The sequence below is a fragment of the uncultured Aquimarina sp. genome (assembly GCF_947492405.1).
In the GTDB taxonomy this organism is placed as follows: domain Bacteria; phylum Bacteroidota; class Bacteroidia; order Flavobacteriales; family Flavobacteriaceae; genus Aquimarina.
In genome coordinates this window covers 548,723-564,453 of the sequence record NZ_CANLMP010000001.1, presented here as the reverse complement: position 1 = coordinate 564,453, position 15,731 = coordinate 548,723, and the positions used below count along the sequence as shown (strand labels likewise).

General features: G+C 31.4%; 14 protein-coding genes. 5 read left to right on the top strand and 9 right to left on the bottom strand.

The features are described 5' to 3' along the window. Positions 1–51 precede the first annotated feature (51 nt). Entirely contained in the window at positions 52–1,638 is a 1,587-nt protein-coding gene (locus Q0829_RS02510) for an NAD(P)/FAD-dependent oxidoreductase (RefSeq protein WP_298539549.1), read from the bottom strand. Positions 1,639–1,896: 258 nt separating this feature from the next. Here Q0829_RS02510 and Q0829_RS02505 point away from each other — a divergent pair, with 258 nt between their 5' ends. Next, on the top strand, positions 1,897–2,643 hold the full coding sequence (locus tag Q0829_RS02505; RefSeq protein ID WP_298539546.1) for an acyl-CoA desaturase: 747 nt from the start codon (positions 1,897–1,899) through the stop codon (positions 2,641–2,643). A 117-nt stretch (positions 2,644–2,760) separates the two neighbouring features. Here the strand turns inward: Q0829_RS02505 and Q0829_RS02500 are convergent, their stop codons facing one another. Then, positions 2,761–3,630 carry a DUF5694 domain-containing protein gene (locus Q0829_RS02500; protein ID WP_298539544.1) on the bottom strand — a complete coding sequence of 290 codons (870 nt, stop codon included), beginning with the start codon at positions 3,628–3,630 and terminating at the stop codon, positions 2,761–2,763. A gap of 207 nt (positions 3,631–3,837) precedes the next feature. Here Q0829_RS02500 and Q0829_RS02495 point away from each other — a divergent pair, with 207 nt between their 5' ends. Both Q0829_RS02495 and Q0829_RS02490 read left to right on the top strand, forming a co-directional pair. Next, a complete protein-coding gene (locus Q0829_RS02495; protein WP_298539541.1) occupies positions 3,838–4,878 on the top strand; it encodes a histidine kinase in 1,041 nt (346 codons plus the stop codon). Positions 4,879–4,896: 18 nt separating this feature from the next. After that, positions 4,897–5,610, top strand: coding sequence for a LytTR family DNA-binding domain-containing protein (locus Q0829_RS02490; RefSeq protein ID WP_298539539.1), 714 nt, complete (start codon positions 4,897–4,899; stop codon positions 5,608–5,610). A gap of 11 nt (positions 5,611–5,621) precedes the next feature. On the opposite strand, the gene Q0829_RS02485 is transcribed toward Q0829_RS02490, so the two are convergent. The 4 genes from Q0829_RS02485 to Q0829_RS02470 all read right to left on the bottom strand — a co-directional run bounded on the left by Q0829_RS02485 (position 5,622) and on the right by Q0829_RS02470 (position 10,476). Continuing rightward, the gene (locus Q0829_RS02485) at positions 5,622–6,359 is read right to left on the bottom strand and encodes a YARHG domain-containing protein (protein ID WP_298539537.1); all 738 of its coding nucleotides are present in this window, start codon (positions 6,357–6,359) and stop codon (positions 5,622–5,624) included. A 175-nt stretch (positions 6,360–6,534) separates the two neighbouring features. Then, positions 6,535–8,115 carry an alkaline phosphatase family protein gene (locus Q0829_RS02480; RefSeq protein WP_298539535.1) on the bottom strand — a complete coding sequence of 527 codons (1,581 nt, stop codon included), beginning with the start codon at positions 8,113–8,115 and terminating at the stop codon, positions 6,535–6,537. 357 nt (positions 8,116–8,472) lie between these two features. After that, positions 8,473–8,655, bottom strand: a complete 183-nt coding sequence (locus Q0829_RS02475; protein ID WP_298539533.1) for a hypothetical protein — start codon at positions 8,653–8,655, stop codon at positions 8,473–8,475. Between the two features lie 372 nt (positions 8,656–9,027). Next, a complete protein-coding gene (locus Q0829_RS02470; RefSeq protein WP_298539531.1) occupies positions 9,028–10,476 on the bottom strand; it encodes a glycosyltransferase in 1,449 nt (482 codons plus the stop codon). Positions 10,477–10,806: 330 nt separating this feature from the next. Between Q0829_RS02470 and Q0829_RS02465 the strand changes: the two genes are divergently transcribed. Both Q0829_RS02465 and Q0829_RS02460 read left to right on the top strand, forming a co-directional pair. Beyond that, positions 10,807–11,892, top strand: coding sequence for an adenylate/guanylate cyclase domain-containing protein (locus tag Q0829_RS02465; RefSeq protein ID WP_298539530.1), 1,086 nt, complete (start codon positions 10,807–10,809; stop codon positions 11,890–11,892). 169 nt (positions 11,893–12,061) lie between these two features. Beyond that, positions 12,062–13,144 (top strand): adenylate/guanylate cyclase domain-containing protein, encoded by a 1,083-nt coding sequence (locus tag Q0829_RS02460; RefSeq protein WP_298539528.1) that lies wholly within the window; start codon positions 12,062–12,064, stop codon positions 13,142–13,144. Positions 13,145–13,499: 355 nt separating this feature from the next. On the opposite strand, the gene Q0829_RS02455 is transcribed toward Q0829_RS02460, so the two are convergent. From Q0829_RS02455 to Q0829_RS02445, 3 genes are read right to left on the bottom strand one after another with little or no spacing between them, the layout of a single operon-like run. Next, the gene (locus Q0829_RS02455) at positions 13,500–13,922 is read right to left on the bottom strand and encodes a hypothetical protein (RefSeq protein ID WP_298539526.1); all 423 of its coding nucleotides are present in this window, start codon (positions 13,920–13,922) and stop codon (positions 13,500–13,502) included. 28 nt (positions 13,923–13,950) lie between these two features. Continuing rightward, on the bottom strand, positions 13,951–14,364 hold the full coding sequence (locus Q0829_RS02450; protein WP_298539524.1) for a hypothetical protein: 414 nt from the start codon (positions 14,362–14,364) through the stop codon (positions 13,951–13,953). 6 nt (positions 14,365–14,370) lie between these two features. Beyond that, complete coding sequence (locus tag Q0829_RS02445; protein WP_298539522.1) at positions 14,371–15,639, bottom strand: Hint domain-containing protein; 1,269 nt, start codon at positions 15,637–15,639, stop codon at positions 14,371–14,373. Positions 15,640–15,731 lie beyond the last annotated feature (92 nt).

The following is a 15,731-nucleotide window of genomic DNA, read 5'->3' as shown; positions in this document are numbered from 1 at the left end:
AAAGATACGTAATTCTTCCTGTATTATATTGTGCTGTATTACCCGAACAAACTATCCGAAAATCTTATTTTTAAAGTTTTTGCGTGTAGCAGCTGATGCAGTCACAACACCTGCAAACAGAGCTCCTCCAACACCAGCTGTAACAATATCCTGACCAGTTAGGTATAAACCTTTTACAGAAGTTCTAGGTTGCAAAAACTTCTGACGAAAACGATCTGGAGTATGATCGATCCCATAAATTTCTCCTTTTTTATAATTTACAAAATGCTGCGTACTCAACGGTGTAGAAAGTTCATAATGATCTACCTGCCCTTCCAGATGCGGAAGTTGTTTAAAAAGTTCTTTCATCAATCGTTGAGAAATCTTTTCTTTCCAAGCTTCATACGCTTCTCCTCGTTTCATCCAACGTGTATCTTTCCATTGTGAAACTGTTTCATAAGGAACAAGTGTAATAATATCAATTGTACTTCTTCCTGGATATCGATTAGACCAATCAGGATCTTTGGCTGATGGAAAAGAAACATATACAACAGGAAACGGAGCTTCTTCATTCTTTAAGTATCGATCTACACAAGTATCATGATCTCCATCTTCTGGATATATCCAAAAATTTGTTTTAGGTAATTTTAATTCTTCTGGTGAACTCTTAAATCCCATATATAAACAGGCGTGAGAAACAGATGGTGTTACTTTCTGTAACTTTTCATGTAATTTATGTTTGATAGCTGTAGCTTCAGGAATCAACCTTTCGAAGGTATTAAAAACTCCTGCTCCACTAATAATCATATCGGCATAAAACTCTTTTCCATCAATCATTTTCACTCCTTTCGCTTTATCATTCTCAATAATCACTTTATCTACAGTTGCATTTATTAATATAGTACCATCGGTAGCTGCAATGACAGGGTCGATGGTATCTACAATTCTAGAAGATCCACCAATGGGAAAGTTACCTCCTCCAAAATAGTGTCTGGCTACAGAAGCGTGCATCGCAAAACTACTTTGTTTCGGTGGCAAACCGTAATCACCATATTGAGCGGATAATACTTTGATCAATTCTTCATTCTTGGTAAGCTTGCTAAGTACCTGATATGTTGTTTGATCTGCGTATTTTAAATATGGTTTTTTTAAGAATCCACCAATCAGAAAACGTAGAAAAGCAGGTAATGCTTTTTCTTTATAAAAAGAGCCCATTACTTTATTAGCTTTAAAAACCAAATCTATATACTTCTCAATTGCTTTTTCTTCTTTTGGGAAATAACTAACCATCTGAGTTCTAAAATTATCAACACCTTTTACAAAATCATATGATCTATCACCGATGATTATACGATCATATACCTCTCCCATATCCGCCCATTCTAACTTACTATCAGATACATAATCAAACAATTTTCTTATAGGACTATTCTCCTGTTGTACACCTCCTATATAATGAATTCCAACATCCCATTCATATCCTTTACGTTTAAATACGTGTGTAAAACCACCAGCTGTATAATGGCTTTCTAGTATAAGTACTTTTTTTCCTTCTTTAGCCAAAATAGCTCCTACGGTAAGACTTCCCATTCCAGATCCAATAATAATTGCATCATAATTTTCTTCTAACTGTGGACGTTGCTTATAGGATTGAATCATTTCGTATGAATTGGTTATGGTTGTTGCTAAAATCTAAAAAGATTATGATTATAATGTACCTCTATGAATGTGTGTTTTTTGTAATCTTTTCATAAATATAATACTATTGAAAATATAACTACAATATAACGACATCCATCTGGTAGATATCCTTATTTTTGCGGTGTTCTTTTCTAAGCAGCCAAAATAGTCAGTATTGCGTATTTAGTTAAGATGCTCACAAATCAAAATAATTACAAACTCAACATTAAATTAAAAATGGCTATTCTAATTTTTATGCTTGTATTATGGTATACAGGTCTATTTTTTCAAAGTTTCTTTTTACACAGATATGCAGCACATCAGACATTTACGATGTCTAATTTTACAGAAAAAGCATGTTTTTTTCTTACTTGGGTATGTCAGGGATCTAATTACCTAAGTGCCTACGGTTATGGTGTGATGCATCGTATGCATCATGCTTTTGTAGATACAGAAAAAGATCCACATTCTCCTAAATATGATAGTAATATGTTTAGTATGATGTGGCGTACCAAAAATATATATCAGGATATAAATAATCAAAGAATTACGCTTGATACGAAGTTTACTAAAAACACTCCTCAATGGAAATCTTTTGATAGTTTTGCCAGTTCTAATTTTTCTAGAATTGCTTGGGGATTAGGGTATACAATATTCTTTTATTTTTTCGCTTCGGCATGGTGGCATTGGTTGTTTCTTCCTGTAGCTTTCTTCATGGCACCTATTCACGGAGTTATTATTAATTGGTTTGGGCACATTATTGGATACACTAATTTTAAAGTTGATAATACCTCTAAAAACCTATTGCCAATTGATTTCCTGATGATGGGAGAAGGTTATCATAACAACCATCATAAACATAGTGGTAGAGCTAATTTTGGCGGTGTGCGATGGCACGAAATCGACCCTACTTATTATATTATGTTGTTATTACATAAACTCCGTATCATAAAGTTAAAAAAGAGCGCAGTTACTCTAAAATAATGATCGGTTTTAGTAGGTGACTTACATACTCAATGTATTGTAATACACAAGAATATCGAGCACCTAAAAAGCCTGATATTCTTGTGTATTGTTAATTTAATATTTTGTTGTATCAAATCATAAACTACTAAACTCTATAAAATCATACTCTGGTGAGTATTCAAAAAGATGTCTTAGTATAGATGCGTGTCCGTTACCTACTATTACGAGTATTCTATCTTCTTTATTTTGATCTATTTGCTGAATTTTTCTAAACATCCTTAGATTTCGATTATACCACCATACTGATAAAAAATCTGCGCCTCTATAATCGTCCAATTTAAAATCACCTACCAAATAAGCTCCATAATTATTCTTATGCCCTTCTATAGTATTCATATATTTAATATAATCCAGAATTTTTACTTTTGCTGGAAATTGGGTGGATTCATTAAATGATTTCTGAACCATCTGACTGTATGGATCATCTGACTTAAAATCATATCCTTCCGTAAGTTCTTTCATCATTTCGGGATACTTCTTTTCTAGATCTGAACTAAATGTAGTGGCATCTATAGCGTAGATTTTATCATGCATCAGGTCATTTGCTATACGCATTCCTACTTGATAACTTTCATTTCTCACATCTCTATGCTTTCCTTCTCTATATTCTTTATATTTCTTATCCATTCCCCAATCCACTTTTGCTTCTATAGCTACTTTGGTAGGTTTGAACCTTTTTATATAAGCTACTAATTCTTCTACCTCTGATTTCTTAGGTTCTTTTAAAACATCAATCTTATCATCTTCATTTGTTTTGGTATAATCCAAACCAGGATATGAAAAATGAAACGTACCAACCACTAATACTTTTGTTTTCTGTATTGGATAGTAGCTTGCATATGGTTTCAGGATTCCTTCATTTTCCTTTGATATTTCTTGTGCAGTTATTTTGGTTGTAAAAAAAACTACACCGATACTTACGAGTAATAATAGACTATATTTCATTGTATATGATTTATTAGATTCTATACAATAGTATTATCTTATCAAAAGAATTATGCCTATTTTACACAAACACCTACTATAATTTCACGAACCATATCTATTATAAAACATAGATATTTATTGTATCAAAACTATAGTTCATCCTATAAAAATGGTCGTTTGTACTAATTAACCAAAACAGTACCTTTTTAAAAGTACTTTTGATATATGAGCATAAAAAAAGAAGTTATATATAATGTACTAATCATAATAACCATCATAATTCTTGATATTATTGGTGATTATATCATTTTTGATAAAGACATTTTTTCTTTCAATTTACCTTTACTATTATTTAAGGTAACATTTACTATATCACTACTTATCATATATACTGTAAATTATATATATAGTGCTCCACGCTTTTTATTTAAGAAAAAGTATATCCAATACTTCTTAGCCTTTATCGCTATGATTTTGTTGTTCGCAGGAATACGATTTTTATTGGAAGAAGTTATTATATATAATATTACTGGAAGGCATAATTATTTCTTTGAAACTCCTATCTCACAACTTATAAGTACTTATATGTTAGATTCATTCTATTATACATTACGCGCTTGCTTGGTAAGTGCTGCTATATGTTTGTTTTTTAGATATAATGAAAATAACGACGAAATACATCATTTACAAATAGAGCAAGAAAAAGCAAAATTATCAGTATTAAAATCACAGATAAGTCCACATTTTCTATTCAATACATTAAATAACTTTTATGAAGAATTGTATGATGAGAAACCAGACACCGCTAGTGATATTCTAAAGTTATCCAAATTATTAAGATACGTTACGTATGAAACCAACGAAGACTTAGTTTACTTACAGAAGGAAATAACCTTTATCGAAGATTATCTATACTTCTTTAAACGTAGATATGAAGATAATTTCCATGTGCAACTACACATTGAAGGTTTAATACATTCTCAAAAAATACCATCACTCATTTTGATACATTTTGTAGAAAATGTTTGTAAACACGGTATTATAAATAACAAGGATTATCCAGCTAGTATATCTTTAATTATTAACGAAAATATATTAGAAATAAGAACTAAAAATGATATAAACACCTCGGATAAATATACAGAACCTGGTATTGGAACTAAAAATATTAAACAAAGACTTGAGGTAATATATAAGGATAATTATATCTTGGAACATCAAAAAAATGACAACAAATTCCAAGCATATTTAAAACTTGAACTCTAAGTTTATAATACTCTAAAAATGAAAGATATATTTACTTGTGTAATTATTGACGATGAACCAGCTGCTATTAGGCTTTTGGAAAAATATATTACTAAGATTTCTTTTTTAGAAGTAAAAAATACATTTACAAATCCTTTGGAGGGGTTAAAATATTTAGAAAGTGAACGCATTGATTTAGTTCTCCTAGATATACAAATGCCGGAAATAACAGGGATACAGTTATCTAAAATTATTGATAAAAAGACTAAAATTATTTTCTCTACTGCTTATCCACAATTTGCTCTGGACAGTTATGAAGTTGCCGCTATCGATTATCTTCTAAAACCTATAGAATTCGAACGTTTTTATACAGCTGTATCTAAAATAAAATCAGGTAATATTACAAAAGTATCTGTCGATAATAGTACAGAGGATTTTTTCTTTTTTAAAACAGATGGTAAAAACAAGTATGCTAAGGTGTTTTTAAAAGATATCAGATACATAGAAAGTCTTAAAAACTATATAGCTATACATCTAGACGATCAACAAATCATTACATACAATACATTAAAACATTTTAAGGAAACCTTACCTGCATCCAGTTTCATACAAATACATAAATCTTATATTATTTCTATAAAACATATTGATAAAATTGATAATGACTCGATCTGGATTCATGATCAAGAACTTCCTATTGGGAACACCTACAGGAAACTATTTTTTGACACTATAGGAAATCATCAATTTTGACAACTATTAGATCAACCAGCAATGATATGCTCCACTAGTCGCAATTTTTCGCCATCAAATTTAAAAACCCACATAGAATTGTACTCACTTTCAGAATAATAACCACTACCATATTTAAACGGTTCTTCCATAATTTCTGAGTGTTTTATATCTCCTGTACTCAGAATTACTTCACTTCCATTAATTCTTAAATATGTAATATTAACTGAAAATCCATCATCGACCGACATTTTAAACAAGGCTTCATCTTTATACCAATTCACATTCTTGAGATCTATTTTAGAAAAAATAGTGCCCAATTCATTCATAGTTCCTATTAGGTTTACCTCATTTGATAATCCATCATCTAAAAAGAGACCAATGGTAACCGTGTCTTTTTGCTTTAATACTCTTTTTAACTCATTCAATTCACTAAAGAGTCTTTGTCTTTTCTTTTTAATACGTCCTTCTGCTGTCTTAAAAAGGGTGATATTGGCATTCTCTATAGCATTAAGATTTACTTCCGCAGGGTTATTATAATCCGGTTGATACCATAGGTATTCCTGAAAAAATTCTAATAAACGTTCATCTTTAAAAATATATTGATGTCTTGCAAAAATTTCATTACGCAATAGTTGTAGATCATACAGGCTATTCTTTGCAATATCTTTTGTCGTATACGTTATGGTATCACAAGATGAACAATCTGCTAATTGAGCTTGAAGATGGGTCGTAATTATAAAGAAGAATAAGAGTATAAAATTTTTCATAAAGAAGAGATTGGTTAGTTGGTTTTACAAATATAAGATTTGTAATTAATAGCATTATCGGACACCTCTTCTAATGGGCTCCTTAATTATTTTTGAATTCAAAAAATTCATTCCTAATTACTATCCCAGGAATCTTGTTTCTTTGGTTCCAAAATCATATAACAACCAATTTAATTTATATTAAGTCTTTTATTTCTTTTAAAAAACTTATTGCATCACCTACTGTGGAGATCTGTTTTGCTTTATTAATATCTACTTCCTTTGATGAACCCTCACAATTACGTTTTGCAAGGAAAGAAGCTCCTAACAAAATTGATTTTTGTAGATCATTCAAGTCATCCTTATCATAAGTAGTTTCTTCTATTTCTGGAATTATATGTTTTTCTATAACAGGAAAACTTCTTATAGAACTACTAAAAACCTGTTCAAAACTTTTAGCATTTTTATCTCTATTGGTTAAATGTGGCATATTCCATTTCTTACACATTGTACGAATAAAAGAAGTATGATCAAATACATCATTTACAATAGTATTCTGAGCAATATGTGCCGACACCATTACCATGGGCACCCGAACACCAAGTCTATCAAATGTAAAACCTTTCTGTCCTTTCATTCCGGGAACAGGAGGAATAGTAGATCCTGGAATCACATGATCAAAACAACCTCCATGCTCATCATGAGTAATAATCAATAAGGTATTGTTTTTATAGGTATCATTCGTAAAAATCGTATTGTACACATCCCAAATCAAATTTTCTCCTAAAAGCACTGATCCAACTTTTGTAGGACCATCAATCAAACCAGAAAGAGAAGAAGGATGTTGATCATTATGTTGTCCAAAAAACTTAGGTTCTATAAATGTATACTGAGGTAATGAACCATTCTCTACGTGCTCTTTAAATTCAGAAAGTTCGTCTCCCATATGAATCACATTTTCATTCTTAAAAGGCCCATTTACAACAGTAGTAAGAGAAACAGGGTTTTCTGTATAAATACCATGACTTACATTAGCATCTTCCATAAGTTCAAACAGCGTTTTCTGAGACCAGACGTTTTCAATCCAGTCTTTCATACCTTCTATGTTTCCTATAATGCCTTTATCTTCTCCTGGATTAATTACTTGTCCACCAGAAGTTGCTGCGTGCCAGAAAGCCCTATTACACCAAGTCTGACTAGGCACTGAACAAAACCAATGATCGAATACAGCAAATTCTTTTGCTAATGTAGAAAGAACACTTACCTGAGAAGGCATATAAACCTGCATAATTACTTTATACAAATCAAAAGTAGCTTCATCAAACTGAGGATATTTTTTATCGTCCAACGCTTGTAACCTGTTAATGTAATCATTAACAAAACCTAACATTTGCAAATTATCCGGAGGAATTGGACTAGGAATATTATAAGGAGATACCATATCTTGTTCTGCAACATTTATATTATTCTGGTCTACAAAATTATATAACTGAGTGTTTATATGTTGATATACTTCGCCCGGATCAGGAAAAGGTTGATGAAAATCTTGAGCGGTTTGTACCGGAACTGTTTTATGTGTATTATAATCAACCGCCCTTGGGGGCACTGGCATTTCTTTGGTGTAATTTTGTAAACCTTCAAAAGATTTACCGCCAGGTACTCCATCTATATAAAGATTACCAAGTAAATTATCAAAAGATCGGTTTTCTAACATTAATACAACGACATTATCAAAACTGTCTAATGCATTACTACTTTCTTGAATTGAATCAGCCATTTCTAAAGTGTGTTTTTAAGTATACTTATAAAAAGAACATTAGTTAATTATTACATGAAATTTTATAACTATATGCTATTATTAGTTAAATTGATAAGCACTATAAACTTATAATTAATTTACATTAAAAATAGGGAAAATTACACCAAGCAATAGCAAGTATAAATACGTGAATATTTTATCATAGCAATTGAGATGATAAAAACAAGCTAATATTACATAACACTTTTAGGCATATTTAGGAGGTGCGACCTGATAGTCACAAATAGAGAGGTTTTTATATACTAATTTAAAAGTAATTAACTAAAAAAAATAATGGTAGTTTCAAAAAAGGCAATAAATTTTAAACTAACAAAACTAATAATGCTTAAAAGACATTAAATGAAGTTTTACGTCTTCCAGATTTTTTCCTGCCAAAATATAATCATTGCCCATTAAATTGATTTTACAATGTCCATCAACTTCTGTAATAGCAGATATATGATCTGGATTTATATAGTGCTGTTTGCCATCTTTATCTTTCATTTCCATAAATTCCATATCTATACTGTTTTTAAGGTTTGTATATGTATTAAATATACGATAAAAACGATATAATTACTAATGATATATGAGTACTAATTTATCAAAACAGTGTGATCTTAAGAAAAGAAATGTTGATCAAAAAGTGGGCAAACTATCTCTTATAAATAATAGCAAAACTCCTCCTATTTGGGGAAGGAGGAGTTTTAGGTAGGTTGATTATCATAGATAAATTGATAAGCAAAAAAATATAGTTGAGTTTTGGTGTTACTATTTAAGATGTCTTATAAAGAGTTATTATTAAATCTCCTCAGGGTCCGAAAGCTTATTGGGGGGCAAACATTCAGAACCCTGACGTAGAAATAAATTGGCTAATTATAAAACGTGGGGTTATGATGATGGTATTGAAACTACTTGTTGTTGTTTGTCTAGTTCTTTTTTAGTTAGGTCACGTGTCAGCCAACCGCCTCTTCCTGCAGTCGCGATAGCATACGGAGTGATCCAGAATAATGTGAAAGCATAAAATATGCTATATGGATATGCCCAAAGAGATTCAGACAGATTATGCTTCTTAGCATAAAAAAATGCTTGAATACTAGAAAAGAATAAGATACTTACCAGCGTAGAACTAAAGAATAAAATTGGATATGTAAAAACGAAAAATAACATTAATAATGTAGCTGGATATGCCATAGTCATTTTTAACCATTGGTTTAACAACAAGATTCTTGTACCAATTTTAGATCCTTCTCTAAAATTACTAAAAGCAAATTTACTCATCGCTAGATTCTCTCGAATGTTACTTCGTTCCCAACGGATAAACATCTTATATAAATTCTTATAACGTTCTGGGCAATTCGTATAGACATATGCTTTACGTTGGAATAATACTTTATATCCTTGTTTAAGGATCATATTAGTCATCGCACGGTCTTCTCCTATTTTAGAAACTTGCCCCATAAATGTTTGTGTAATCCATGCTGCTCGGCAGTTCATAACAGCTTCTCTACGATATGCCGATAAAGCACCTGGTGTACATAATACCGAACCTAATGCACTCTGCGCAGAACGAATGAACTCAAAACTAAAAGCAAAACTTACATTAAGCATTCTTGGAATCAATGCTTTATCACTATTCAACACACGTACATTACCTGCTACAGCTCCACACTCCTCATTGGTTACAAAAGGAGAAGCCATAACACGTAGTGTATCTTTTTTTACTATAGAATCGCTGTCTACGGTAATAAATACATCACCCATACCAAGATTAAACCCTCTGTATAATGCGTGTCTTTTTCCTCTATTTTCAGGTTGTTGATAAATAGAAACACGATTACCTAATTCACTTTTTGCTTTCTGCATCCATTGCCAAGTGTCATCCTGGCTACCATCATCTATAGAAATGATCTGTAATTTTTCGATTGGATAATCACTTTGTACCAAACTATGCAATGTTTTATATACTAATTCTCCTTCATTATATGCCGGAACAATCACTGTACACAGTGGTAGTTCTTCATCCGAAACCGTATCAATTACCTTGTACCTTAAGTAAAGAAATAAAATGTAAACTAAAAAACTAACTTTAATTAACAACAAAGAAATACCAATTACCATTAGACTTATACCCCAAACCGTGTTCATTCTTTCTAAACGAATTTCTTCAAAATAAGGTTGCAAAAAATAAAATAATGACGCAGCTCCAAACAGCAATAGAAATGTTCCTAATAAAATCAAAGAAGAGGAAGTATTAAGTATCCTATTCTTTAAACGATTACCAAACGCGTTGGTTATAATTGGTGCTTCTGTAATCTCAACAGGTTTTGATATATTCATAGTATATTTTTAATACCTCTCTGAATAACCAAAATTGATACCATTTACAAACGTTATTGAATACCAAGGATTTAAGAATAAGGCCAAAAAATAAAAGTGTGTATTTTTTACACAACTGTGTATTTTTGCCACATTATTTATGATTTAAGAGTGCTACCTTGTTCCTCCGTACAAGATTCAGCTACAATCAAGGACTTTATTGTATTCTGTTCAGCATACTCCAAAATAAAATCCAAATTACAGGATTCAAGAATACTAGGAAATTTTGGTAAACTTAGCATATATGATTAGGATATTTTGACGTACTTTACAATATCATTATCAGCGTAGATGACACATAACTTAAAAAAATACTTACAATTATTATGGCAATCCATTCTTTTTTGGTCTATAGTTATGGGATTGTATTCTATTTTTCGGTATTACGGGATTGATGAAGAAGAAGGATTTACTGTAATCCCTGAGTATAGCGGAAATATAGGAACAATACGCGCACTAATGGGGTTTACTGGTATAGGCACTATGCTTGGATTTGTATATACTACTATCGATTTTATTTTTGATAAATATACCTCTAATAAATTATCTCTGGTTTGGGATCTCATCATTAGAACTTTACTCTATTTCATAACCACAATTGTTATTTTTACGTTGATTATGGATTTATTTTCTGCTATCTATAACCTCAATCTGGATACAGATCGGGGCTGGTGGAAAGAAAATAAATCATTTTGGGCAACTATACTCTATATCGTACTGGTTTCTTTTGTGTTTTCGTTTATCAAGATCGCTACTGAAAAGTTTGGGAAAGGTGTTTTTATAAAAATGCTACTGGGTAAATATAAAAACCCTCAAGAAGAGAAACGTATTTTTATGTTTCTAGATTTAAAAGATTCCACTACTATAGCCGAAAATTTGGGACATTTTAAATATAGCCAATTCATACAAGATTGTTTTTATGACCTAAATACCGTAGTTCCCAAGTATGACGCAGAAATCTATCAGTATGTAGGTGATGAAGCGGTGCTAAGTTGGCCATATAAAAAAGGGTTGGCTAATAATAACTGCGTAAGCTTATTCTTTGCTTTTCAACAGAAAAAACAGCGTAAAAATGATTACTATAAAGAAAAGTATGGTGTTATTCCTGAGTTTAAAGCAGGATTACACGGTGGTAAACTGATGGTAACAGAAGTTGGGGTAATCAAAAAAGAAATAGCATATCACGGAGATGTAATCAATACCTCTGCCCGTATCCAGGCAGAATGTAATACTCATAAAGTGAAGCTTCTTATTTCTGAAAAACTGCTAAAAGACTTACACATAAGTAATCATCTATCTTCTACTTTTTTAGGAAGTGTTTTATTAAAAGGAAAACAAAAAGAGGTAAATATTCATACCATAGAGAAAATAGTTTAACCCTTCTATAAAGTACTGCAATACAATGTCTTAAAACTAAAATCATCCGGTTTCTCTAATTTTAAATAAAAAAAAGGTAGGGTGTATTACTGCGTATGTGTTTTAGGTACAGAAAATACCAGATCATTATTGATCAAGATATAAATAATCACGTAAATCTGTACCTATTATGAATCATACATTAAAACAATACACGCAGCTTTTGAAGCAGTCTGTACTTTTTTGGACTACTGCTATGGTATTATATTCGATTTTTAGGTATTATGGAATTGAATCCGAAGAAGGCCTCACAGTGATTAAAAAATACAATGGAACATTAGGAGTACTGTATTATTTTGTAAAACTAATCAACATCGGAATTTTAATCGGTGTACTATACGCTACTGTAGACTTTATTTTTGATATTATTACCAAAAATGGGATTTCCCTTATTTATAATATTATTATCAGAACCCTGCTTCATTTTTCAGTAACATTTATTGTATTTACCTTGATTACTGATGTGTTTACGACCCTCACATACACACATTCTAATGAACATAACGTTTGGTGTTGTTTCAATAAATCATTTTGGGCAGTCATCCTTTATATTGTCTTCGCCTCTTTTGTATTCTCTTTTATAAAAATAGCTAATGAAAAATTCGGAAAAGGAGTTTTTATTAATATCCTATTAGGGAAATATAAAAATCCACAAGAAGAGAAACGAATCTTTATGTTCCTTGATCTTAAAGATTCTACAACAATCGCAGAAAAATTAGGACATTTTAAGTACAGTCAATTAATACAGGATTGTTTTTATGATCTTAATAAAGTAGTACCAAAACACAATGCAGAAATCTATCAATATGTAGGTGATGAAGTAGTACTAAGTTGGCCTTATAAAAAAGGGCTAGCAGATAACAATTGTGTGAATCTATTCTTTGCTTTCCAACAGAGAAAACAAAGTAAATCTGAATATTATTTAAAAAAATATGGGGTTGTACCAGAATTCAAAGCAGGGTTACATGGCGGTAAATTAATGGTTACAGAAGTAGGTATTGTAAAAAAAGAAATAGCCTATCACGGAGATGTAATCAATACCTCCGCTCGCATACAAGGACAGTGTAACACCTACAAAGTGCCTTTATTGATATCTGATAAACTAATACAGGACCTAAAGATCAGCGCTAATTTAACCTGTCAATTTTTAGGAAGTGTATTATTAAAAGGCAAGCAAGAAGAAGTAAACATTCATACCATTGCGAGGGTATAAATAGCGAGGGTTTTGGGGAAAATCCGAGCAAGTCGAAGCTTACCGTGTGTTGTAAGCTTCGGCTTTTTTTGTTTTTTATTTGACTTCGTTCAACCTTTTGACCGTTAGAGAGCACTCTTCAGATTATAATAGCAATCCTTCGGCTATGCTTAGGGTTCGGTGAACTAATTCCTCTATTCTATGATTGTATTTCGGTAAACACAGCATACTCTGACACAAGTGGCACTTCCCTCCTATACCTAGTCACGCTTCTATTGGGAGTATCTATGGTAGTAGGTTTTGAAGGTTTTTACCTAAAATCTGTTAAGAATGCGCTAATTACTAAATAATAAAAGGACACATCATTAGTTTGTTTTTATAACGCTAAAGAACCAATCAGAATCATCAACAAGCCCATTAGTGTAACAAAAACCATATACTTTATCTTATTTTTAAAAGGATCTATAATAGTTACTTTATTAGGGTTTTTAGTATTAGGTATGTATAATTTTATTTGACTTCCTTCATGGACAGTACCTTTCCTAAATTGCATAAAAACTTCTTCCGTTTTTTCATACCAATTCGTATCCAATTGAAATCTATAGGTTACTACTGCTACTTCTTTATCATATAAGAAATCAAATTTTACATGAAACGATCGTGGTTTCCATACTACATTAATAACAATGGCATCCGACTGCACGCTTCCTTGTTTGTAGGATAGATATCGTTTTAGGTTATACAAACTTGTTATTAAGAAAAGTATACCAAAAAGAATCGGTATAATGCCTTCATTCATATTTTTAGATACATAAAGTTTATTATACTTAAGAAGTTTTTAAAACAACATATGATACTACAGACCAAACGAGTAAGAATATTGTTGCTAATATAAATCTTCTTAAGCGAACAGTATCCTTATGCAAGCTACATACGTTAGGGCTATTCTTTAGAACTTTTAATGGTATAGTACTGCCAACTTTTATATCAGGATCATATGGAGCTTTTTGAATTTCAGCATAGTTTTTCCCATCTATTTTATACGAAAGTCCTATTTTCATTATCTTTCTTGTTCCCTGTAAAAATCTAAAGCTAGCTGTTTGAAAAGCTTTATCCGACTTACATAAACTTATGGTAGCATCAATAGTAAGCGATTGATATTTAAAACTGAAATATCGATACCCTTCATACAAAGTATACACTACCAATGCCACTTCTATGACGCTAAGGTATATGATCATATCTATCTACTTTGATACATTACCCTTTGATTGGTGAATATCACAATTTATCTTCTTCCTTAATGGCTCTGTTCCTACTACAATATTATTAGCAATAAAATTAGTTCCTTTATCTAAGCGTACTATGGTATATGTTGGTTGCGCTGCTACAGTTGTTTTAATAGATGCAACAGTTTGTTGTTTATCATTTCCTTGCAATACATCTCCTATTTTTAATTGATGTACCTGATCATAGTCATAGTCCTTTATTGTTTTTGATGGATTATAAGAAACCCAAGCTCCATTAGCTATTAATAATGGATGATCATCAGTACATATTATCTCTGATTGATCATCAAAAGTAATAGTTACTAAATTACTATGTATTGGATGTGCTACTTCTTCTATAACAGCAGTTATGTAGGTTTTTGCTTCAATATCATAAGATACTACTTCATCGCCAATTTTTAATAACTCAATAGGTTTTTGTGTAGTATCTGCCATAGTAATCATAGTTCCCGCAGCAAAACAATGCACATCAATTCCATCAAAATAAATTTCAGAGATCACAGTATCCTCATATTTCTCTCCTGGGTATACTTCCAAAATCTCGAATTTCATCGTCCAATCTGGTAATTTAGCTAATTCCTCATAATTATTTCGATCAGCATTACCAATTGGGGCAACCTCAAAATGATTTGTCGCTCTTTCATCTTTAAGGTTAAGTATGGAATAAGGGACATCATCAATATACATTTTCAGTTTTTTCACTCTGCTATTTTCTCTCCATGCTTTTTCACTTTTTACATATCCATTTACTATACTGATTTGCGTAATTCTAGGGTTTTCCTGTGGAAAACTAAATTCTAAAAACTCGCCAACTCCATACCCATCTACTCCTTCTACCCATGCATTTTTATAATCAAAATCATGAGCATTTTTAGGAACATATGATGTTTTTCCTTGTGTCTTTAAATAAGAAGAAGCAGAAACCATAGCAATACTAGCACCACAATACCAACTACAACCATCAGTACCTACCTGCCAATAATCACTATGTACCTCGCTTACCTGATCGAGATCCTTTTGTTCTTGTGCAGTAAGATTTTCATATGTTACTCCAGATTGCATCTTTTCCCAGATGATTTCACAAGCTTTCCAATTTCTATTAAACTCCTGTTCACCTTCTTTACTAAACTCCAAAAGTTCAATATTTGGGTTTAAAGTTTTAATCTCTTGAGTCCATAGAACTGTTGTCCCCATTAGTAGTATAAAGATCAGTAGTGGCTGTTTCATTTAGTTAGTTATTTTGTTGTAGTGATGTACTTAAAGTCCACTTAAAATTGCTTTTTTATAGTTATATATCCAAGATAAAAAACATTTTGATT

What these genes read in the sequence shown, in the direction of transcription:
- Q0829_RS02505 (WP_298539546.1), top strand. Translation starts at nt 1,897, where the DNA reads ATGGCTATTCTAATTTTTATGCTTGTATTATGGTATACAGGTCTATTT.
- Q0829_RS02445 (WP_298539522.1), bottom strand. Translation starts at nt 15,639, where the DNA reads ATGAAACAGCCACTACTGATCTTTATACTACTAATGGGGACAACAGTT.
- Q0829_RS02510 (WP_298539549.1), bottom strand. Translation starts at nt 1,638, where the DNA reads ATGATTCAATCCTATAAGCAACGTCCACAGTTAGAAGAAAATTATGAT.
- Q0829_RS02480 (WP_298539535.1), bottom strand. Translation starts at nt 8,115, where the DNA reads ATGGCTGATTCAATTCAAGAAAGTAGTAATGCATTAGACAGTTTTGAT.
- Q0829_RS02455 (WP_298539526.1), bottom strand. Translation starts at nt 13,922, where the DNA reads ATGAATGAAGGCATTATACCGATTCTTTTTGGTATACTTTTCTTAATA.
- Q0829_RS02465 (WP_298539530.1), top strand. Translation starts at nt 10,807, where the DNA reads ATGACACATAACTTAAAAAAATACTTACAATTATTATGGCAATCCATT.
- Q0829_RS02475 (WP_298539533.1), bottom strand. Translation starts at nt 8,655, where the DNA reads ATGGAATTTATGGAAATGAAAGATAAAGATGGCAAACAGCACTATATA.
- Q0829_RS02485 (WP_298539537.1), bottom strand. Translation starts at nt 6,359, where the DNA reads ATGAAAAATTTTATACTCTTATTCTTCTTTATAATTACGACCCATCTT.
- Q0829_RS02500 (WP_298539544.1), bottom strand. Translation starts at nt 3,630, where the DNA reads ATGAAATATAGTCTATTATTACTCGTAAGTATCGGTGTAGTTTTTTTT.
- Q0829_RS02495 (WP_298539541.1), top strand. Translation starts at nt 3,838, where the DNA reads ATGAGCATAAAAAAAGAAGTTATATATAATGTACTAATCATAATAACC.
- Q0829_RS02460 (WP_298539528.1), top strand. Translation starts at nt 12,062, where the DNA reads ATGAATCATACATTAAAACAATACACGCAGCTTTTGAAGCAGTCTGTA.
- Q0829_RS02470 (WP_298539531.1), bottom strand. Translation starts at nt 10,476, where the DNA reads ATGAATATATCAAAACCTGTTGAGATTACAGAAGCACCAATTATAACC.
- Q0829_RS02450 (WP_298539524.1), bottom strand. Translation starts at nt 14,364, where the DNA reads ATGATCATATACCTTAGCGTCATAGAAGTGGCATTGGTAGTGTATACT.
- Q0829_RS02490 (WP_298539539.1), top strand. Translation starts at nt 4,897, where the DNA reads ATGAAAGATATATTTACTTGTGTAATTATTGACGATGAACCAGCTGCT.